Here is a 19,206-nt window from a genome sequence, read left to right on the forward strand (position 1 = left end):
AACACGTGGCCGCTGGTGGGCGTATCGAGACCCGCGGCAAGGTTGAGGAACGTCGACTTACCCGAACCGGATGGGCCCATAATCGCGATGAACGCACCCGGCTCGATGTCGAGCGAAATCCCCTGAAGAGCAATGATCTCCTCCGGACCGTTCGGATAGGTCTTACTGAGCTGAGTGAGGCGCACGGCGGAATTGACCGACGGCGGGCTTGCAAACGTGCTCGAGGTCATGAACCGGACTTTCTGTAGAGAGACGAAAAGGTAGCTCCTAACGACGCTACGATCACGCCCAAATCCGCTCTACGGGCTTTCGGGCTAACTCTCGGACTTGCACCTTTCGATGCAAATTTGCGCCCAGCGATGCCTATGGCAGAGTCCGATCAGCCATCTGGTGTCGGCGACACTCCGCCGAGCCCGAGCCCGAGACCGAGACCGAGACCGAGACCGAGGGCGCGGTGAGCGACTATTGAGCGTCGGGAAGGTCGACGAACCGGTTCTGGTATGCCCAGACCACCGCTTGCAGGCGTGATTGCACGCCGAGCTTGGGCAGGATGCGGGCGAGGTGCGACTTCACCGTCGACGTTTCGACCACGAGCTCGCGGGCGATCGCCTCGTTAGACATCCCCTGGGCGAGCAGCAGCAGAATCTCCCGCTCCCGGCCGGTGAGCACGTTGAAACTCCCCGAGCCGCTCACGGGTTGCAGACTTCGGCGCTGCACGAACTCGCGCATGATGCGGCGGGTCAGGGTCTGGTCGATTGTACCGTTACCGGCTGCCACCTGCCGGATCGCCATCGTGATCACATCGGGCTCTGCGTCCTTGAGAAGAAAGCCCGAGACGCCCGCCTCCAGCGCACCGAAGACGTAGTCGTCGAGATCGAAGGTGGTGAGCACCAGTACTGGGATCGGGTCTTCGACGTCGGGGCCGCACAACGCGCGGGCGACGGTGATGCCATCTTGTCCGGGCATCCGAATATCCAGACATGCGACATCCGGGCGCAACTCCCGTGCCATCGCGAGAGCTTGAATACCGTTGGTGGCCTCGCCGACCACCTCAAGGTCGGATTCCAGGTTCACGAGAGCCGTCAGGCCTGCGCGGACGAGGGGCTGATCGTCTGCAATGAGAACGCGGATCATGTTGGCTCCTCGGTAAGGTCTCCGCTTGTCGCGTCCCTCGGGATCGTGAGCCGAACTTCCCAGCCTCCGCCCTCGGTGGCTCCGTAGTGCACTTTGGCGCCGACGAGTTCGGCGCGCTCGCGCATGCCGACGAGTCCGAAACCGCCGCCGGGTCCCAGGTCTGGCGCGTGGGCGCCGTCGTTGCTGACGAGCACGCTCAGGTGACCCGGCTGACGGTCGTCGATCTCGACTCTGCAGTTCGCCCCCGGAGCGTGCGTTGCAGCATTGGCCAGGGCCTCCTGCACCATGCGGTACGCCACTAGCTGACCGAGCAGACCTACCCCCGATCCGAGTTCACGCTCCGTGGTGAGCAGCACAAACTCCGCCGCGGTGCCGGCACTGCGGCGTCGCTCGACAAGCTCGCGTACCGCGGCCAGTGTCTCGACCGATCGGCTCCTCTCCGACTCGTCGCGGAGGAGCCCGACCACGCTGCGAAGATCGTCGAGCACCGTCTTGCTCTGGGCGCGCACCTGTTGTGCTGCGATTTTGGCGGCCTCCGGGTCGACATCGACTTGACGGTAGATGACGGACGCCAAGAGTGCGATTCCCGATATGTGATGCGCAGCAATGTCGTGCAATTCGCGCGACATAGCCATGCGCTCCCGCGAAACCGCGGCCTGAACCAGCGCGTCGCGCTCGCGTTTGAGCGCCAGCACCTCCTTGTCACGCGCCACCCGCGCGTCGTGTCGAGCCGCAAGAAAGAGACCAATGATGAGCGGAAGGCCTACCACCACAAGACCCTGCACGAGGGCGGTTGCGATGGTTGCGAAGTCGAGCGCGACTCCGCTGCGGACATCGTTGATCGCTTGGGCGGCTGTGACGAAGAGGACGACCACGGGCAGCGCCACCCTGAGCCGGCTCGACGGTTGACGAACCGTGGCCCAGAAGACACCGAATGAGACCGCGACCGTTGTCAGACTGAAGGTGACCCCTGGAACGACAATTGCGTGCACCAGCGGGACCAGCGCGACCACCGACAACACCACGAGTGACAAACGACTCGCCCACAGCAGCGCGACTGTCTGCGAAAGGATCAGCGCGAGCACCACCCACCATGCGGCACTAACGGGTGAAACGGCGACGAGGCTCTCGTCGAGCTCGGCTGCGTCAAGCAGGGGGAGGGCAAGCAACCCACCAATAGCCAACGCCCCGGATACGAGCGCGGAGACGACCTCCGTGAGGTGGGAGAGCGCCCGATGCGACGTAGTTGTGGTGGGCACCCTTGATCCTTTCAGTTCAGCCCCTGCGGTCAGGGCTGGGTTATGACTACCTTGCCTGTGCCGTTTTCGGCCAGGGTGTGCGCCTCGATGATGTCGTCTAGGGAGAGTTCGTGGTCGACGCGAGGCGTGTAGAGCCCGTCCCTACCGAGCGCGGATGCGTGCCGCAGGAGGGCTGAGTCGTTGCGGGCATCGACTTTCCTCACGCCGAGCCTCGCGGCTCCTTGGCCGTCGATAACGGTGACGACCTGTGAGGTGTCCCCGACGATGTCCAGCAGGTCTGACAGCGAGTCGGACGGGGCTGAATGCAGGGCTGCGCCGACGCCGCCGGGCGCGAGGACTGCCACACGCTCGGCCAGTCCTGGACCATACGTCGTGGGGCGAACACCGAGAGACTGCAGGTACGGATGGTTGCTCTCGCGCCCCGTGCCGATGACGGTGGCACCAGCGGCGAGGGCAAACGCTGCGGCGGCACTGCCGACGGCGCCTGAAGCACCCTCGATGAGGAGCGTCTTTCCGTTCAGGTCACCCAGAGCATCAAGGGCGACCCCCGCGGTGACGGACGCGAGCCCAGCGGCCGCGGCCTGCGCTGTCGACCACCTCTCAGGGACTGCGGCCCATGCAGTCAGGACCGCGAACTCGGCCGTGGTGTCACTGACCCCGCCCAGACCGAACACGACGTCTCCCACGTGCGTGTCCGTCACACCTGGACCGACCTCGTCAACGACACCGACAGCGTCCCGGCCAGGGATGACGGGCAAGGCCATCGGCAGGAACTGAGCCAGATGGCCCGCGCGCAGGATCACATCGATGGGGTTCACGCTCGTGGCGTGCACCTTAATCCGGATCGATCCTTCCCTGGCATGAGGTTCCGATGCGTCTTCAATGACGAGAACATCGGGGGCTCCGTACGAGTGGAAACGGGCAGCGCGCATGGAGGGTTAACTTTCTGGTGAGCATGATGCAGCAAAAACTTGCTACGGAGAGCGGGTTGGCGTGCCCACGCGGTGAGCACGCCAACCCGTTTTTGATCAGACTGTCGCTCGCGAGCGCGCCGGCAGTACCCAGCCCGCACGGGGGAAGTGGCAGCTGTAGCCGTTTGGATACCGTTCCAGGTAGTCCTGATGCTCAGGCTCCGCCTCCCAGAATGGGCCAGCCGACTCGATCCAGGTGACCACCTTGCCGGGCCACAGACCTGACGCGTTCACGTCTGCGATGGTTTCACGAGCGATCTGCGCCTGCTCAGGCGTGACCGGGAAGATCGCGGATCGATAGCTCAGGCCGAGATCGTTGCCCTGTCGGTTGGATGTCGTTGGGTCGTGGATCTGGAAGAAGAACGCCAGGATGTCGCGATAGGTGGTCTTGGCGGGGTCGAAGACCACCTCCAGCGCCTCGGCGTGGCCCGGATGCCGGTCATAGGTGGCATGACTGTTCCGCCCGCCGGTGTAGCCGACGCGGGTCTGCAGTACGCCCGGCTGACGTCGGATCAAGTCCTCCATCCCCCAGAAACACCCACCGGCGAGGACAGCCGTCTCGGTGCCGGGTGCGCGGGTGATCTGTCCGGTGTCTTGGATGCCACTGGTCATGATGCGTTCTCCTCTGCTGTGTCGGTGTTGTCGAAGAGCGAGCGATACTCGCCATACCCCTGGGCCTCGAGTTCCGCGACAGGGATGAAGCGCAGCGCGGCTGAGTTCATGCAGTAGCGCAGTCCCCCAGCCTCGGCGGGGCCATCATCGAAGACGTGCCCCAGGTGGCTGTCGGCGCCTGCGGATCGGACCTCGTTGCGCTCCATCCAGAGTTTTCTGTCGGTCTTCGTGTGGACGGCGTTCGGATGGATAGGCCTGGTGAAGCTCGGCCATCCCGTGCCGCTCTCATACTTGTCGGCGGATGAGAACAAGGGCTGGCCCGAGACCACGTCGACGTAGATGCCGGGCTCGTGGTTGCTCCAGTACTCGTTGCGGAACGACGGCTCGGTGCCGTCCTCCTGCGTGACGCGGTACTGCAGCGAGGTGAGGCGACTGAGCGCCTCAGGAGTCTTGTGGTAGTCGTTGGACACGATTCCTCCGTTTACTGCCGCCGCTGGGTTGCGGCGTCATTAGTGAGAACGCCGGAAGTGGACCTTTTGGTCCCAAGTTTCTGGGAGCTCGCTGTGACTTCAGTTCTCGGCTCGTCCGTCAGGCGTCTGATCGAGTGCGGCACGTGGCGATGGCGACTGAGCCAGTCGCTCCGAGGGACTGGGTAGATCGTCGAGTCGCTCACCGGCGGTCATCCGACGACAACACTCTCCGTCCCGGCCCCGACGTCAAGTGTGGTTCCCGTCAGCATCGCGTGCGCGTACGGGGTGCTCACTGAGGATGGAGATCCTGTTGAAGAGATTGATGGAGGCGGCCACCCATTCAGCGCTGACGAAGGTCTCCTCTCCGAGCGCGTTGCGGGCAGCGAGGAGATCCGCTTTGCTGTTCTCGCTCAGGGGCAATTCGGTCGCTGTTTCGGCGACAGCAAGCAACGCCGTTTCCCGACTGCTGAACAAGGTGGCTTCCCGCCATGCCGGCAGAAGATCCAGCTTCTGCTGCGGCACACCCAGCTTTCGAGCCTGCCGTGAATGCAGATCCAGGCAGAAGACACATCCGTTGAGCTGCGAGACACGCACCTTGATAATCTCGCTTTCGGCGAGCGCCAACCCGTTCTTGGTGGTCTCCTTGGAGACAGCAGCCGCGAAAACCCCAGCTGCCTTCCAAGCGTCGGGGAGAGCTTTGTCCATGTAAGGGAGCGCGTCATCCCCTGAATGCATCATCGCTTCCCGGGCGCGTCGTCGCCGCGCGCGTCGAGGAGATGGTCTTCAGTCAAAGGAGTGATCTTGTCCCCCACGCTGTCTGTGGCAGCCATGCTTCCTTCTCTCAATGTGACTCAGTGAATACGACCGTGGCCCGAGCGCGCATTGCCCGGAAAAGTGGGATCCACGACATCCGCGTACTGGGGGTGAGAGTGGACGAAGGCCGTGGCGAACGGGCAAGTAAGAGTGGCTGTTCGTCCCTCCGCGCGGAGCGAATCGAGGACTCCGCCGAGGAGCTTGCCGGCGATCCCCTTGCCACGGAACTTGGGAAACACCGCGGTAGCGAGAATTGTCACCCGTGTCCCCGTTTCGTTGTATAGAAGTCCAGCTGCCGTCTTGCCGTCGACCCAGAGTTCGTAGGCACCAGCCTCCTTGTTGTCAGTGATCGTGACTTTCTCCGCCTCGGTCACGCCGGTCGTCGAGTACTCCAGTTCCCGGATCACTTGATCAGTTTCTGTCAGCGTGACCATGCTCTCTTGGCTACTTTCCATGTGCTTCCTGTCGGTCGTGTGGTCACGGATTTACCCCTCGTGCGAGCCACGCCGAGCATTCGGCGCGACACTGGCGCACGGGAGGAGAATCCGGCAAGGTTGGCATCTGAAAGCCACCGGATCCCTCAGTACTACGCCGACGCGTTCGTCTCAGTCCGGCTAGGGAGCACCCAGTCCGGGCGCACGAAGTGACAGGTGTAACCGTTGGGGTACGTGATCAAGTAGCCCTGGTGCTCAGGCTCGGCTTCCCAGAACGGCCCAGCGGGCTCGATGGTGGTGACGGCGTTTCCTGGCCACAGACCTGACGCGTCGACGTCCGCGATCGTGTCGCGCGCGATCTGCTCCTGTTGCATGGAGGTCGGGAAAATTGCGCTCCGGTAGCTCGTGCCGTAGTCGTTACCCTGGCTGTTCAGCGTCGTCGGGTCATGGACCTGGAAGAAGTAGGCCAGGATGTCGCGATACGTCGTCTGGGTCGGGTCGAACACGATCTCGATCGCCTCAGCGTGCCCCGGGTGGTTGCGGTAAGTTGCGTAATCGTTCTCACCCCCGGTGTAGCCGACACGAGTGTCAACCACGCCTGGCTGGCGCCGGAACAGATCCTCCATACCCCAGAAGCACCCGCCAGCGAAGATCGCCGTCTCGGTGTCGGGGTTGCGGGTGATCTTGCCACTGGTGTCACTGCCGCTAGTCATGCGACGTCTCCTGTCGATTCTGCGTCCGAGTTGAACAGGGAGCGGTACTGGCCGTATCCCTCCTCCTCAAGCGACGAGGCGGAGACAAAACGGAGAGCGGCGGAGTTCATGCAGTACCGAAGTCCGTTGGCGTCCTCCGGTCCGTCGGTGAAGAGGTGGCCGAGGTGGCTGTCAGCACCAGCCGAACGCACTTCGATGCGGGGCGTGCTCAGCTGATGGTCGGTTCTGGTGTCCACGGCGTCGTCATCGATCGGTTTGCTGAATGTCGGCCAGCCCGTGCCGCTCTCGTACTTGTCGGTCGAGGAAAACAGGGGCTGCCCGGAGACCACGTCGACATAGATGCCGGGCTCGTCGTTCGCCCAGTATTCGTTGTCGTAAGCGGGCTCGGTGCCCTCGTCCTGCGTGACATGGCGCTGCTGTTCGGTGAGGCGACTGAGCGCCTCCTCGGTCTTCACGTAGCCCTTCGAACTCATGTTTCCTCCTCGGTACGGCCGACCTTCCTAGAGTAGGTCATCTTGGACCTTAGAGTCCACATATTGCTCAATTGGGCGTATGCTCGACCCAGCTTAAGGCCTCGGCATTGAGCTCCCTGTGGCGCATGGCGAGGCCGGTCTCCCGGCTAAGACGACCGCCCGGTGATCGCATGTCACCACGTTGGATTCGAGAGGCTCACATGACCGACTTACGCGTTCCACCTCACGGCCCGTCGCGTGCTCTAAACCCGACAGGCCACAGCACGTCGGCTGACTCCTACGACCAGCGAGCTCTCATGGACGAGATGCAGACGACGGTATCGGCAGAGGAGCCATCGTTCTCGATCACCCTGGACGAGTCCGCGAATGTGTTCGTGGCCACGAAGGATGGCGTCGAGTTCGGCGGCGTGCTGTTCGCCGAAAAGGATGACCGGGTGCTGCTTCTCGCGACGTCGATCCTGCCGGAGTTCCGAGGACAGGGGTTGGCCGCGGCGCTCACACGAAGGGTGCTCGACATGCTCCACGCAGAGGGCAAGAGCGTGACCGTGAGGTGCCCGGTATTCCGCTCGTTTGTCCAGCACCACCCGGAATACGCCACACGCTTGGACCACCGGCCAGGACGGGATCGGAGTGCTGATGCCTAAGCGCGACATGAATCGCTTCGGTCCGGTGCTTGAGAACGTGAGCTTCCAGAACACGCGGTTTGACCCCAACCAAACCCGCTTCGGCCGTTTGGCCAGCAAGATGGCAGCGGCATTCGGGTACTCGGCGGAACTACCCGGCGATCCGCAACTGCTGCAACTACTTAGGCTTCGCGTCGCGCACCTCAACCCATGCTCCTACTGCCTCATTCTGCATACAGAGGTCGCGACCAAAATCGGGATCTCTCCCGTCGTCGTCGCGCACCTGCCGTCGTGGCGGGAGAGCACAATGTTCTCCGCGAAGGAGCGAGCAGCACTGGAATACTGCGAAGCTCTCACCGTCTTCAATCAGGAGAGGTTCGCCGCTGCGCATGACGAACTGCGCACCCACTTCGCTGAGCGTGATGTCGCAGAGATCGCTGCGGTGATCATAAACATGAACGTGTGGACTCGCCTCAAGCTCGCGCAGGGCGCTGTGCCCGTTGATGGAGAAGCGATGCGAGCGAACGAAACGCAGATCCGCGGTCGGGATGACTCGGCGTGAGCCGTCTCGTCAGCACGTACTTGGTCTGATCGCGGCCGGCGGCAGAGAACCTCGGGCGGTTCAGGGTGAGCCCGTTCTTCGTCGAGCCCGACGGGGTAGCACTACAAGCCATCGCAGCGATCATCGATCAAGGCGGGAACTCTGTTGATGTGCAACACGTCTACACCCTTGCCGAGGTCGCCGACGCCCATCGTGCCGGCGAAACTGACCGCACCCGCGCGAAGCTCGTGCCGGACCTCACCAAGTGACCGACACCCTCACCGCCGACTCCGACGCACCTGGATCGTTCTATGAAATCCGACGCGGCAGATCGAAAGACGGCGCGATGAAGCAATCGACCAACCTCGCGCAGGGCGCGCCTTGCCCGTTGACGTTCGCATGTCGCTGGGCGCCTGTCATCGATCATCCAGTAGGACCGCGCCGTCTGGACAACCCGCTGAACGGCTGACGCTGGCTTGACGCCGGTGAGCGAGCACGGAAAGTCATCGGGACGAGTGTTTGCGACTCTGCTGAGGCGAACCGCCCGAGTAGGCGGGCCGGGTAGGACTGGGCGCCGGAGTGTCAGCAGGAATCAGCCCATACTCGAGCGGGCGCCTCAACCTTCGTGACATCGAAGATCGCGTCTGCGGCGCCCCTGGGTGCGCTGTCGCGGGTGTATCTGATCTGTGCTTCGAGTGACTCGTCGCTCAGATGCAGGTCACCTTCGAGCCACACCCCGAAATGCCAAAGCCCCCGAAGCTCTGGGCGCAGTAGGAATCGGCCGTCAACGATCAGCATCGCGTCAGCGGGAATGACCGCCACCGAGGTGTCGGTGTCCAGATTTCCTTCACGGAACCGCGACACGATGTCCCTCAGGCGACTATGGTCATCGTCGGCACGGTAGCTGTCAGACCGAGGAAACGAGAGGGCATGTTGTTCCGCAGCAGCGTCGAGCGCACTCGTGGATCGGACGACTGACCACGACCCGGCGCGCATCGCCGCCGCCAATGAGTCAGCAAACTGACCGGTTGCTTGTCTATCTACGCCGTCGATCGCGATGAGAATGCGACCCCGGTGGTAGTGCTGTGTAATCTCGCCGACGAGATCATCAAAAGCGTTTGCCTGCTCAGCCGTTGTCATGAAGCCAGTATCGGGCACGCACGCAGGCAAGGGCAACGCATATTGGACTCGGCGGGCCAGTTTTCTTCCCTGAAATGTCTTCCATTTCGTGCGCTTTCCTTAATCAGCATGGGACCGCAGTGTTCCATCCATCCAGCACATCGAGTCTCACGCCGATCAACTCCACGTGCGCTCGGCCCGCTCGGCCCAGTACCTGTCCGCGGGGATCGCCAACCGGTCGAGCTCAGCGGCGTCGGAGCTCAGCGGTCGAGCGCGCGTGTTGCTCTCCAACTGTGCGGCGGTCACCGCCCCGCTGAGGATGATATGAGCCCAGTCCTGTGCAAGAGCCGCGCCGATGGCGAGCGCGTCGCTTGTGGTGCCGGCGTCAACTGCGAGGCGGTCCACCCCGGGTGTTCCACCTGGCGCGAGACGGCCGTTAGCCATGGCTTCCTTCACGATAACCGTCCACCCGTGGTCGGCGACGGCCTCGAGCGATCGCTGTGCTGATCGTTCGAGGATGTTCCATGTCGTCTGCACGGCGGAGAACGGCGATGACGGGAGAGCTAGGGCTGTGTCGATGGAGTGCGCTTGATGCGGGCCGCTCGTAGTTAGTCCGACCCGTGTGCCTTCGTCGGCCACAGCTCTGATACCCGCGAGCAGGGCGGGATCGCTGAGAGCAGGGCTCTCGGGGGTTACGGAGTGGACCAGATAGAAGTCCGGAGTGCTCCCGAGGGCGGAGCGGGTCTGGGGCCACTGTTTCTGTAGCATCGCGAGGCTGTGCTCCTTGCGTTCATGAACTGTCGCTCTCGGGTCCCACGCAGCGACGTACTCGTATCCCCATTTGGAGCTGATAGTGAGCTGGGCGCGGCGCGTCGGGTGGGAGGCGAGCCATGCTCCGAGGAAGTCTTCCGCGTGGCCGTAAGACGGGGCGAGGTCAAGGAACCGGATGCCGAGCCCCCACGCGGCATCCAAGACCTCGAAAGTCCGGGTACGCATGGCCTCGATGCTTCGGTCTCCGGGGGCGCCGAAAGCGTCGGATCTGCCCGCGGTGAGGTAGACCGGTCGTCCGAGAGCGGCGAGTCCGAGCCCGATCCTGCTCACCGCCTGGCTGTGGGCTGTCTGGTCGGCGGTCTGGTTCGGTGGGGTCATGTTCTCCTCCATTGGGTGCCTGTGGCGGTGTCGTCGATGACGATTCCGGCGGCAGCCAGCTCGTCGCGGATGCGGTCAGCTTCAGTGAAGTCGCGTGCTCCGCGTGCGCGCGTGCGATGCGCGAGCATCGTGTTGACCAACGCAGCGACCGTGGTCTCGGTGCCGTCATGGGTTGTCGCGTCCAGCACGTCGTAGGCGATGCCTAGCACGTTGAGCATCGTCAACACCGATCGGTACCCGTCCGCGACCGCGGTGAGGTCGCCGTGGTCGAGGGCGATGTTGCCCGCACGCACGTGATCATGCAGGACAGCGAGTGCGGCGGGGGCGTTTAAGTCCTCGTCGAGCGCGTTCGAGAAGCTCTCGGGGAGACGGCCGGCGACCGGGGCGGTCGCGAGCTGTTGGTGGGCTCGGCGCTGGAACGCGGTGACGCGGGTGAGGGCTGCTTCGGCGTCCGCAAGGGCTTGCTGGTGGTAGTCCAGCGTTGATCGGTAGTGAGCGCTCAGCAGATAGTAGCGGAGCGTGGCAGGGCTGACCTGCCGAAGGAGCTCGTCGGCGGAGATAGAGTTGCCGAGCGACTTCGCCATCTTCTGTTCGTTCGTGGTGACCAGACCGTTGTGGACCCAGTACCTGGCGAACTGGTCACCGGCCGCGACGGACTGTGCCAGCTCGTTCTCGTGGTGCGGGAATCGCAGGTCGAGGCCCCCGCCATGGATGTCGAACACCGGTCCGAGATAACGGCGCGACATCGCCGAGCACTGGATGTGCCATCCAGGACGCCCCGCGCCCCATGGCGACGGCCAGGAAGCGGAGTCCGGCTCCTCAGTCTTGGCCCCCTTCCACAATGCGAAGTCTCGAGTATCGCGCTTCGCTATGCTCGGGCTCTCGTCTAGGTCGAGGACAGAGTCGGGTTCTTGCCGGGTGAGGGAACCGTAGTCGGGCCAGCTGCCGACGTCGAAGTAGACGTCGCCGGATCCGTCCGTTGCCGCGTACGCGTGGCCACGATCGATCAGCCGCTTGATGAGGAGCTGGCTCTGCGGGATGTGACCGGAGGTGCGTGGTTCGTAGGTGGGCGGCAGGATTTCCATGGCCGTATACAGGCGGGTGAACTCTGTCTCGATGCGATAGGCCCGCGCCCACCATGGCTCGCGCTCGGTTGCGAGGGCGAGGACCTTGTCGTCGATGTCGGTGACGTTGCGGATGAGTGTGACGTCGTACCCCCGATGTGTGAACCAGCGTCGCCAGAGGTCGTAGATGAGCGCGCTGCGGAGGTGCCCGATATGCGGGGCGGATTGAACGGTCGGCCCGCACACGTACATGCTGACCTTTCCGGCACGCGTGGGCACGAAGTCACGGATGGCACGGACGCGACTGTCGTAGACCTGGATCACCATACTTCAGCTTGACCAGGTGCTTTGGGCTGCACGATGCGGCAGGAGCTCATGGCCGCGCCATCGCGAGGTGCGCCAGCCCCGAGAGGTTAACGAGCACCTCATGCGGTTTCTGGACGATGACAACGAGCGTGTCCTGGCAGTGCGCGCATCGCAGGACCGCCCCGATAGCGGTCACGAAGGCGTGGGCTCGAGCGAGTTCGAAGTTACGATGACAGCTTCCGCATCGTCCGACCGCGGCGGTGATCTCGATGCCGAGAGTGTCGGCGAAGAGCCCGGCGAGCGCGTTTCCGTCGAGGTGGGTCATCCACTGCCTCCGAAGCGTTCCGTGCGTATCTGTGCGGGGTCATGGCCGAGTTGGACAAGCCAACCGGCGACTGTCTCGACGAAAGGTGTCGGTCCGCACACGAAGATTCGCGGCGCCACCGAGGAGGGGAAGACGAAACCGGCAACCGATTCCCGAGTCAGTCGCCCGGGAGGACGCGGCGATTGCGGAGGAGATCTCCGCGTGTACACGATGTCGACGGTCGTCTTTGAGAGCGCAGAGAGCTCCTTGGCGAAGAACACATCCTGAGGCGTCCGAACCGAGTACAGCAGTCGGAACTCGGCGTGGTCAGCCTCGTGCTCACGAGCCGCAGCCATCGCGAACAGCGGGACCACGCCGGATCCGCCGGCGATCAGCTGGACCGGGGAACGCTCGGATTCCGAGGGGATCCAGACGAAGTATCGCCCCAGGGGGCCGTGCACCTCGAGCTCGTCGCCTTCTGCGAGCTGATGCACGAGGTATGGCGAGACTTCACCCGTGGGGAGTTCATCGACCGCCAGGATGACTCGAGTCGTCTCGCCCGACGACGCGACCGAGTAGGACCGGGTCGCCTGATAGCCGTCCGAGGCAGTGAGGCGGACATCGAGGTGGGAACCGGCGTGGTTTCCGGGCCAGGTCGGCACGTCCAGCTCGAGGCGAACCGCCGACGCGGTCTCTCGACGGCGGCGGGCGACGCGTCCGACGTGCCAGCTCGCCCGCAGCGGAGAAGTCACCAATAGCGTTCCTCCCGCCACGGATCACCACGGAGGTGATATCCGTTCTGTTCCCAGAACCCGGGCTCGTCGCTCGGCATCATGCGTATCTCGCGGACCCACTTGGCGCTCTTCCAAAAGTAGAGGTGTGGCACGAGAAGACGCGCGGGTCCCCCATGCTCGTCAGTCAAGGGCTCCCCCTCTGCCTCGGTGGCAATCCACGCTTGTCCTTCGAGCAGATCCTCCAGCGGCAGGTTGGTGGTGTAGCCGCCGTGGCTTCGGACCATGACGTAGTCATAGGAGGTCTCGACGTTCTCGAACAGCCGGTCAAGTGACACTCCGCGCCATGCCATGTCGAGCTTCGACCAATGGGTGACGCAGTGAATGTCGGTGACGATGTCCTCCACTCCCACATCCTGCAGGGCGTTCCAATCCCATCGGTGCTGCGCGCCCGTCTCGGTCGTGATGGTGAACGTCCACTCATGCGCGCCGATGTCTGGCGTCAGGCCGGCTGTCAGGACCGGCCAGTCGTCGACGAGCGTCTGGCCCGGTGGCAACCGGGTGTCACTGGCGCCGCGGCGGCCACCAAACCCGCTACTGATTACAGCCATGAGAAGCTCCTTCTTGTTTCATGTGGGCGCGTTTCAAGCGTGCCGTGGGTGTGCTCGTGGGATGTCAACGACCATGGGGATAGCGGATGTTGTGCTGGGCTCAGCCGTGAGCACTGTCTTCGTCTGGGAGTGCGGCCCGACCACAGCGCGAATCCCGATCCATGACACGAACGCACCCAGGCAGAGGAGCGCTGCCGTGACGACGGCTGGGCGGCGAAGCCCCGAGACATCGATCTCTCTCCCGACGATCACGACGAGCAGAGCGACGATGATGAGACTGGAGACGCGAGCGACCGCGTTGTTGATGGCGGACGCGGGACCGGACCGTTCACCTGGTACTGCTCTTGTCGGCGGTGAGACGGTCACCGTGAGGCCGGCTCCGAAGACGATGACGCCGAGTAGAACCCGCTGCCAGTGGTTGAGATCAGCTGACACGGTGAGCAACAAGAGGGGGCCGAACGCCATCATGATCGGCCTGACGGTCACGAACACTGGTGGACCGAAGCGACCGCTGAGCGAACGGACGCCGCGACCCAACGCGTCGCTGACGGCGCCAGCGACGAGGATTGGCGAACCGGGTGTCACCACGTACGCGTTGATCATCCACTGCTGCCCAGCAATGCCCCCGCCGAGATCCTCGGTGATCGTGGGCAGCTCGACCGTGATCACGGTGTTGTCCATGAACGCGACGAAGGCGATCGAGCGGATAAGTCGTTCGTCGCGAGCCATACCGATCACCTTACGCCGAGGGTAACCGGACCCACTAGTCCAATGATACGAAATGTGCGCGAGTCGGCGGGAGAGGAATCTGAATGCCCGAAGCGGGGACCTGGAACGTTGCGGCGGCGTCGCGTGATGCGTGTACGATCGAGCAATAAGGGACCTTTAGGTCCAGTACGTGATGCTCTGGAGTTACGCGGAGAGGAGAAGAGCGAAGGGAATCGCAAGCTGCCCAGACGAGAAAGCGTGGGATCGCCTGCGAGCCCACGCGGCAAGCCACGTTGCGGAAACACGCCGTGTGACGGCCTGTTCCCGCGAGCGTGTGTCCGATGGACACGCCGACCACAGGACGGACGCTGTCCTGCTCGGTGAGTCGGGAAGGCTAACGTAGAGGCGTGAGTAACAGCGGCGACGGTACGGGTACGCGCCGTTTGACGTCGCGTGGCGCGGCCACGAAGGCACGGATTGTCGAGGCAGCCAACCAACTGATGTTTGAGCGCGGCGTCGCGTCGACGACGCTCGCTGACGTTCGCACCGCAAGCGCAACGTCGAAGTCCCAGCTGTATCAGCACTTCGCTGACAAGAACGCACTAGTGAGGGAAGTCATCGAATTTCGAGCTGAGGCGCTGCTTACCCAGCAGCGCCGTCGCCTGGAGAAGGTGGATTCCCTTCGCGGGCTCGAGCTGTGGCGTGACGAGATGGTGGAGCGCAACGCGCTCCGGGACGGCGCGTACGGTTGCCCGCTGGGATCGATGGCGAACGAGATTGCCGATCAAGATGAGGATACGCGGCGAATCATCGCTACCCATTTCGAGGTGTGGCTTCAGATGCTCATCGACGCGATCGACAGGTTGAGAACACTCGGCGTTCTTCGGGCAGATGCGGACTCCCGGACATTAGCTAGTGGTTTGCTGGCTGCGCTGCAGGGAGGGTACTTGCTCGCGAAGACCGCCCGTGACGTGAATCTCATGAGAGTCGCCGTGGATATGGCGATCGCGCAGATACGTTCATTCTCTGTGGAATCAGACTCTCAGAACTAGGCAACGCGGCGTCCAAGCCAACCCCGTTCGTGCATGACCCCGTGCCGTGCACCCCCGAAGTCCCCGCTACGCTCCACCGTCTCCAACAGCCGGGACGACTATCATCGCACTCGCTAACTCCACCCAGCAGGTCGTCGAAGCGCAGCTCGACTTCGCCGGCCTTCGTCAGTTCGCTAAAGCCTGCGCCGGGCGCGTATGCGATGGTCGCCGAGGCTCTCGGACCTGACCTGCAGGGGTTGTGAGCCAAATACTTAGCTGGAGGCCGCCGAAATCAAACGCCGACCGATCGTCGGTCTTGCAGTCGCGGGCACACCCACTTTGGGTGGTGCATCCCGGGAGCACATTCCGCCACCGCTCCCGATCCTCATCCGCCGCGACTTCAACACCACCGCTGGCAGGAGAGACTCATTGGTCAGTGCATCTGGCGCAGTTCCCGATCCAAGTCAGTTCCGTCCGCGGGTTACCTCTTGGCCTTGGCTTCTTCGACCATCCCCATCGTGGCATCGAACTGCGCCATCATAATGGCCGCTGTGCTGGAGAAGCCGGATGCCAACAGAAGCAGGAGAGAAGGAACAAATGCGCCTGGCGGTGGGACCCATCCTCCGAGGGCCCACGGGAGAACCAGAGCGAACACGAGCGCGACGCTAGTGAGCCATTGGTTGACTACGAGAGCTCGCGACGAGGCCGATGCCCCCTTGGCGAGGATCCGGCGCACACAATCGATTGTCATCGCCACAAGCAGCAAGCCGAGCATGCCGAACGTGACCGCACCCCACATAGGGTGAAGCGCAGCGAGCGCGAGCGGAACCAAGAGAGCGATCGAATACGCAGTGAAGACCCACCGAATGGACGACCGCTGGTATCGATCGGCAGCCTCCGAGCCCTCCAAACGCATGTGCATCTCAGAACCGATGTAGAAGAACACTCCGACGATGAAGGTTCCGAGGAGTGTCCCCGCCACCCCTGCAAAGCCGAGTAGGAAGTCCTGATCCACGTCTTGCATTGTTAACTCGTCTCCTGCGCGCCCACAGCACGCCAGTTAGCGCTTTTCGATCAAAATAGGTGACGGCCGCTTGCTTGTCGCCCTTCTTCGTCTGCTGTTGCATGCGGGTCGAAGAGACGCCGCGGTCGGTCTAGGTGCGCGTTCCACTATACTGGACCCAAAGGTCCATACGAGTCCATGGGTTGAGCGGCGAACGGCAGGCCTGAGCAGGCGCAGTGGCGGCGACGGAGCTGTCAAGCAGCAAAGCAGATCAGTCGTGCAGCAACGCGGTCTCTACCCGATGGCGGCGAACGGCGGTCGATCAGGCTGATTCGGACGAGCAGGGCGGGAGGTTGGGGTTGATCAGGCTCTCGAGGGAGGCGCTCTTCCCCACGGCACTCCCGCTCGCAACCCGAACCGTTGTTCATTCCGGCTCCTCGCATCCTGTGGTCGCCGAAGGCGTCAAGCTGATCTTCGTCACCGAGGGGCGAGGGCGCCTTAGAACCGGCTCGGGCACGATCGACCTGGCCGCGGGGTCCATCGTCGTGCTCCCCGCCGGCGCATGGTGCGCTACCGAGCCTTTTCACCACGTAGAGATGGTGACGCTCTACCTTCACCCGGTGTTTGCGGAATCGCAGGTTACCTGGATGCCGGACGTACACCCGCTGACTTATCACCTGCAGGTGGCGACTTCAGGAGATGAAGCTGCCGGCGCGTTGTACTTGGGCGGGGCCGCGATGGCCGCGTTGCGGCCCCGATTGGTGAGCCTCTCCGAGCACAGTTTGACGGTCGCGGACCACTTTGCCGTGTATGCGGACCTCGCGAATCTGTTCTCCGATATCGGTCGCGTCGCTGGGCATGACTCCCCGGTGATCACTACTGCGGAGCGGTCACTGCAAAGTGTGCGTCAGGAAGTTGCGGACGCGATGTGGCTCTTGCGCGAGGATCCGGGGAGGCGTTGGTCGGTTCGCGCGCTCGCGTCCGAAGTCTCCTTGTCCGTGTCGCAGCTGACCCGACTATTCCACGAAGGGCTCGGAATCGGCCCTGCCGCCTTCCTCCGGAACCTGCGGATCGATCGGATGGCTATTCAGCTGCTGGAGGACCAGCTCTCCGTTGCCGCGGCATCGCGCGCGACCGGCTGGTCGAGCCGATCCGCGGCTAGCCGCGCGTTCAAGCGACGTTACGGAGTCAGCCCAAGTTCGTTCGCGCGTGAACGCGCTCAGAGACTGCTGACCCCGGACTCAAAGTAGTGTGCGACTTGCTGAGGCCCATCAGAGAAGTCCGTGCCGGCTCCGGCACGACCGTGCAGCGGCGAGCGGCAGTTCTTCGCTGACGTGTCACTGGCGCCTTGCGGATACGGCGTCTTGAGGTTGCTGAGAACGCACACTGACGGGCGAATAGATGCGGCGATCACCTACGTGGGTTGATCCGGCCCAGGTTTGTCATCAGCGAAGCGAAACCGCGCGACGGCCGTTTCCCCCCGACGCCCGATCGGTCAGCGAGAGACCGACGACCGTGCCTTCTCTCGCCCAACCGATGTCGAAGGACTTGCGGTGCTTGCCTGGCCAGAACAAAATGAGCTTGCCGCCGTATGTCAGTCGCCACGTTCCCTTTGTCAGGGAATGCCCGTGGGTATAGACCGTGCCTCCCCCGGCGCGGAATCGTTGGGATGCTCCGTCACTGTAGACAAGCTCCGCTCCGAGGAGAGCGGAGCGGTAGTCCGCGAAGCACACGCCGAGGAAGGAGTTCTCGGACGAATCGAGACGCTCCGGATCCACGGTTGCTCCGTCCCGCTGCGCGAACGCGACTATTCGGCCACGTGGGCAAAGAGAAACCAGCGGTCCTTCTCGAGCGTCTGCATGATGCCGATCGCCACGTCCTGGCTCGGAAGGTCGACACCATCGAGGCCGTCGATCGCCGCCTGAGTGTCACGGATCACGACGTCGATGTCGGCGATGAGAGCTCGCACGCTGTCGTCCCATCGGGTGAATCCCGCGGCAACTCGTGTCGAGGTCTTGGCGGCGACCGTGCCGACGCGCGCGTCGATCGGCAACCCCCGCGCGACAATCCGTTCAGCGGCCTGGTCAGCACTGGTCTGGGCGTTGCCGACGATCGCGTCTATCAGTTCGTGAATCGCGATGAAGTTCTCGCCTCGCACGTTCCAGTGCGCCTGCTTGCCGTTGACGGCGAGAGCCTGAAGCCCAAGTACCACCGGCATCAGGAACTGCGATGCCGCGGCCGCGACTGTCGTGGTCATGGGAATCGTCTGAGTCTCGCTCATCCTCATTGGGCTCCGGCTCGGCAGTAACTATTGCGTCAATTATGGTCCTTGGAGTCCAACTCTGTCTAGAGTAGACGTAACCGTCGATCGTCCAGGAGTGCTCGGAAGCAACGTACGGATGCGAGGAGGAGAGGAGCCGATGGAGAGAAGTAGTGGAGGTCGCTCGCACAGAGAGGCGGACGCGCGTCGTGCACTTTCCGCTGAGGGCCTCGCGTGTGCTGACATGACGGACGCGCTCAGACGAGCGCATGGACACCGAGCACATATCACCGGGCTCGTGAGCCCCGTGCCCACACGCCGCCTGTTCGGCCGAGTCATCACGATCTCGTTCTTCCCCACGTACGCCGAGAGACTAGGCCCCGAGGAGTTCAACTTCGGGCGACTGTTCCATCAGGCGGTGCAGGGCGCGACGACCGATCCTGCGCACACTGTCCTCGTGATGGCAAGCAACGGATACACCGAGACTTCGCTTGCTGGAGGAACCAAGCTCTCCCGACTCGCCAACGCCGGCCTTGCAGGGGTGTTGACCGACGGTCGCCTCCGTGACTTCGACGAACTGGCCGAGGAACCGTACGCTGCCTGGTGCTCAGGAGAAGCCGTTGCCTGGGGCGGAGATGAGGTCACGCCGTTCCAAGCGAACGTCCCCATCGTCATAGGAGGAGTCGGCGTGTACCCCGGGCAGTACGTATTCTGCGACTCATCCGGGGCCGTGTTCATTCCCGAAGCCGACATCGACAACGTGCTCGAAACTGCGCACCAGATCCGAAGGGACGACGCTTCCTCCCGCACCGTAATCGCGGGCGAGAATGTCGACGATGCACACGGGACCGAGCGTTGACTCAGCAAGCTCCCGATC

General features: G+C 63.4%; 26 protein-coding genes and 1 pseudogene. 7 read left to right on the forward strand and 20 right to left on the reverse strand.

What is annotated here, in order from left to right:
- The 10 genes from ACWIDW_RS14125 to msrB (ACWIDW_RS14170) form a co-directional block, all read right to left on the reverse strand.
- Nucleotides 1-230, reverse strand: a 230-nt coding sequence (locus ACWIDW_RS14125; protein ID WP_454125917.1) for an ATP-binding cassette domain-containing protein, incomplete at its 3' end; no start/stop codon positions are given.
- 232 nt (nucleotides 231-462) lie between these two features.
- The gene (locus tag ACWIDW_RS14130; RefSeq protein WP_454125918.1) at nucleotides 463-1,134 is read right to left on the reverse strand and encodes a response regulator; all 672 of its coding nucleotides are present in this window, start codon (nucleotides 1,132-1,134) and stop codon (nucleotides 463-465) included.
- Entirely contained in the window at nucleotides 1,131-2,393 is a 1,263-nt protein-coding gene (locus ACWIDW_RS14135; protein WP_454125919.1) for a sensor histidine kinase, read from the reverse strand. The genes ACWIDW_RS14130 and ACWIDW_RS14135 overlap by 4 nt, the downstream gene beginning before the upstream one ends.
- A gap of 29 nt (nucleotides 2,394-2,422) precedes the next feature.
- Nucleotides 2,423-3,325, reverse strand: coding sequence for an NADP-dependent oxidoreductase (locus tag ACWIDW_RS14140; RefSeq protein ID WP_454125920.1), 903 nt, complete (start codon nucleotides 3,323-3,325; stop codon nucleotides 2,423-2,425).
- A gap of 96 nt (nucleotides 3,326-3,421) precedes the next feature.
- Nucleotides 3,422-3,976 (reverse strand): peptide-methionine (S)-S-oxide reductase MsrA, encoded by a 555-nt coding sequence (msrA, locus tag ACWIDW_RS14145; protein WP_454125921.1) that lies wholly within the window; start codon nucleotides 3,974-3,976, stop codon nucleotides 3,422-3,424.
- Nucleotides 3,973-4,446, reverse strand: coding sequence for a peptide-methionine (R)-S-oxide reductase MsrB (gene msrB, locus ACWIDW_RS14150; RefSeq protein WP_454125922.1), 474 nt, complete (start codon nucleotides 4,444-4,446; stop codon nucleotides 3,973-3,975). The genes msrA (ACWIDW_RS14145) and msrB (ACWIDW_RS14150) overlap by 4 nt, the downstream gene beginning before the upstream one ends.
- A gap of 246 nt (nucleotides 4,447-4,692) precedes the next feature.
- Nucleotides 4,693-5,151: a carboxymuconolactone decarboxylase family protein gene (locus ACWIDW_RS14155; RefSeq protein ID WP_454125923.1), complete on the reverse strand. Its 459-nt coding sequence runs from the start codon at nucleotides 5,149-5,151 to the stop codon at nucleotides 4,693-4,695.
- Between the two features lie 146 nt (nucleotides 5,152-5,297).
- Complete coding sequence (locus ACWIDW_RS14160; RefSeq protein ID WP_454125924.1) at nucleotides 5,298-5,693, reverse strand: GNAT family N-acetyltransferase; 396 nt, start codon at nucleotides 5,691-5,693, stop codon at nucleotides 5,298-5,300.
- A 152-nt stretch (nucleotides 5,694-5,845) separates the two neighbouring features.
- The gene (msrA, locus tag ACWIDW_RS14165) at nucleotides 5,846-6,406 is read right to left on the reverse strand and encodes a peptide-methionine (S)-S-oxide reductase MsrA (RefSeq protein ID WP_454125925.1); all 561 of its coding nucleotides are present in this window, start codon (nucleotides 6,404-6,406) and stop codon (nucleotides 5,846-5,848) included.
- The gene (msrB, locus tag ACWIDW_RS14170) at nucleotides 6,403-6,879 is read right to left on the reverse strand and encodes a peptide-methionine (R)-S-oxide reductase MsrB (RefSeq protein WP_454125926.1); all 477 of its coding nucleotides are present in this window, start codon (nucleotides 6,877-6,879) and stop codon (nucleotides 6,403-6,405) included. The genes msrA (ACWIDW_RS14165) and msrB (ACWIDW_RS14170) overlap by 4 nt, the downstream gene beginning before the upstream one ends.
- A 296-nt stretch (nucleotides 6,880-7,175) precedes the next feature.
- Here msrB (ACWIDW_RS14170) and ACWIDW_RS14175 point away from each other — a divergent pair, with 296 nt between their 5' ends.
- The 4 genes and pseudogenes from ACWIDW_RS14175 to ACWIDW_RS14190 all read left to right on the forward strand — a co-directional run bounded on the left by ACWIDW_RS14175 (nucleotide 7,176) and on the right by ACWIDW_RS14190 (nucleotide 8,512).
- On the forward strand, nucleotides 7,176-7,523 hold the full coding sequence (locus tag ACWIDW_RS14175; protein ID WP_454125927.1) for a GNAT family N-acetyltransferase: 348 nt from the start codon (nucleotides 7,176-7,178) through the stop codon (nucleotides 7,521-7,523).
- Nucleotides 7,516-8,064 (forward strand): carboxymuconolactone decarboxylase family protein, encoded by a 549-nt coding sequence (locus ACWIDW_RS14180; RefSeq protein ID WP_454125928.1) that lies wholly within the window; start codon nucleotides 7,516-7,518, stop codon nucleotides 8,062-8,064. The genes ACWIDW_RS14175 and ACWIDW_RS14180 overlap by 8 nt, the downstream gene beginning before the upstream one ends.
- 50 nt (nucleotides 8,065-8,114) lie before the next feature.
- Nucleotides 8,115-8,312 (forward strand): annotated as a pseudogene (locus tag ACWIDW_RS14185) (zinc-binding dehydrogenase); the annotation flags it as partial.
- Nucleotides 8,309-8,512, forward strand: coding sequence for a hypothetical protein (locus tag ACWIDW_RS14190; RefSeq protein ID WP_454125929.1), 204 nt, complete (start codon nucleotides 8,309-8,311; stop codon nucleotides 8,510-8,512). The pseudogene ACWIDW_RS14185 and the gene ACWIDW_RS14190, both read left to right, overlap by 4 nt.
- Nucleotides 8,513-8,625: 113 nt before the next feature.
- On the opposite strand, the gene ACWIDW_RS14195 is transcribed toward ACWIDW_RS14190, so the two are convergent.
- The 7 genes from ACWIDW_RS14195 to ACWIDW_RS14225 all read right to left on the reverse strand — a co-directional run bounded on the left by ACWIDW_RS14195 (nucleotide 8,626) and on the right by ACWIDW_RS14225 (nucleotide 14,056).
- On the reverse strand, nucleotides 8,626-9,183 hold the full coding sequence (locus ACWIDW_RS14195; RefSeq protein ID WP_454125930.1) for a hypothetical protein: 558 nt from the start codon (nucleotides 9,181-9,183) through the stop codon (nucleotides 8,626-8,628).
- 156 nt (nucleotides 9,184-9,339) lie between these two features.
- The gene (locus ACWIDW_RS14200) at nucleotides 9,340-10,323 is read right to left on the reverse strand and encodes an aldo/keto reductase (protein ID WP_454125931.1); all 984 of its coding nucleotides are present in this window, start codon (nucleotides 10,321-10,323) and stop codon (nucleotides 9,340-9,342) included.
- Nucleotides 10,308-11,702 (reverse strand): cysteine--tRNA ligase, encoded by a 1,395-nt coding sequence (gene cysS / locus ACWIDW_RS14205; protein ID WP_454125932.1) that lies wholly within the window; start codon nucleotides 11,700-11,702, stop codon nucleotides 10,308-10,310. Before cysS ends, ACWIDW_RS14200 begins: the two co-directional genes overlap by 16 nt.
- A 46-nt stretch (nucleotides 11,703-11,748) precedes the next feature.
- Nucleotides 11,749-12,006, reverse strand: a complete 258-nt coding sequence (locus ACWIDW_RS14210) for a DUF6510 family protein (protein WP_454125933.1) — start codon at nucleotides 12,004-12,006, stop codon at nucleotides 11,749-11,751.
- Nucleotides 12,003-12,737, reverse strand: coding sequence for an FAD-binding oxidoreductase (locus ACWIDW_RS14215; protein ID WP_454125934.1), 735 nt, complete (start codon nucleotides 12,735-12,737; stop codon nucleotides 12,003-12,005). Before ACWIDW_RS14215 ends, ACWIDW_RS14210 begins: the two co-directional genes overlap by 4 nt.
- Nucleotides 12,734-13,327 (reverse strand): molybdopterin-dependent oxidoreductase, encoded by a 594-nt coding sequence (locus ACWIDW_RS14220; RefSeq protein ID WP_454125935.1) that lies wholly within the window; start codon nucleotides 13,325-13,327, stop codon nucleotides 12,734-12,736. The genes ACWIDW_RS14215 and ACWIDW_RS14220 overlap by 4 nt, the downstream gene beginning before the upstream one ends.
- A gap of 33 nt (nucleotides 13,328-13,360) precedes the next feature.
- Entirely contained in the window at nucleotides 13,361-14,056 is a 696-nt protein-coding gene (locus ACWIDW_RS14225; protein ID WP_454125936.1) for a hypothetical protein, read from the reverse strand.
- A 386-nt stretch (nucleotides 14,057-14,442) separates the two neighbouring features.
- Here ACWIDW_RS14225 and ACWIDW_RS14230 point away from each other — a divergent pair, with 386 nt between their 5' ends.
- The gene (locus tag ACWIDW_RS14230; RefSeq protein ID WP_454125937.1) at nucleotides 14,443-15,087 is read left to right on the forward strand and encodes a TetR/AcrR family transcriptional regulator; all 645 of its coding nucleotides are present in this window, start codon (nucleotides 14,443-14,445) and stop codon (nucleotides 15,085-15,087) included.
- 460 nt (nucleotides 15,088-15,547) lie between these two features.
- Here the strand turns inward: ACWIDW_RS14230 and ACWIDW_RS14235 are convergent, their stop codons facing one another.
- Nucleotides 15,548-16,081, reverse strand: coding sequence for a hypothetical protein (locus ACWIDW_RS14235; protein ID WP_454125938.1), 534 nt, complete (start codon nucleotides 16,079-16,081; stop codon nucleotides 15,548-15,550).
- A 224-nt stretch (nucleotides 16,082-16,305) separates the two neighbouring features.
- Here ACWIDW_RS14235 and ACWIDW_RS14240 point away from each other — a divergent pair, with 224 nt between their 5' ends.
- Nucleotides 16,306-17,319, forward strand: coding sequence for a helix-turn-helix domain-containing protein (locus tag ACWIDW_RS14240; protein ID WP_454125939.1), 1,014 nt, complete (start codon nucleotides 16,306-16,308; stop codon nucleotides 17,317-17,319).
- A 195-nt stretch (nucleotides 17,320-17,514) separates the two neighbouring features.
- Here ACWIDW_RS14240 and ACWIDW_RS14245 read toward each other — a convergent pair whose 3' ends face one another.
- Both ACWIDW_RS14245 and ACWIDW_RS14250 read right to left on the reverse strand, forming a co-directional pair.
- Nucleotides 17,515-17,847 carry a hypothetical protein gene (locus ACWIDW_RS14245; RefSeq protein ID WP_454125940.1) on the reverse strand — a complete coding sequence of 111 codons (333 nt, stop codon included), beginning with the start codon at nucleotides 17,845-17,847 and terminating at the stop codon, nucleotides 17,515-17,517.
- A gap of 29 nt (nucleotides 17,848-17,876) precedes the next feature.
- Nucleotides 17,877-18,350, reverse strand: a complete 474-nt coding sequence (locus tag ACWIDW_RS14250; protein WP_454125941.1) for a Dps family protein — start codon at nucleotides 18,348-18,350, stop codon at nucleotides 17,877-17,879.
- 139 nt (nucleotides 18,351-18,489) lie between these two features.
- Here ACWIDW_RS14250 and ACWIDW_RS14255 point away from each other — a divergent pair, with 139 nt between their 5' ends.
- Nucleotides 18,490-19,188, forward strand: a complete 699-nt coding sequence (locus ACWIDW_RS14255; RefSeq protein WP_454125955.1) for an RraA family protein — start codon at nucleotides 18,490-18,492, stop codon at nucleotides 19,186-19,188.
- Nucleotides 19,189-19,206: the final 18 nt, after the last annotated feature.

The sequence above is a fragment of the Microbacterium sp. NPDC055312 genome, assembly GCF_053645675.1.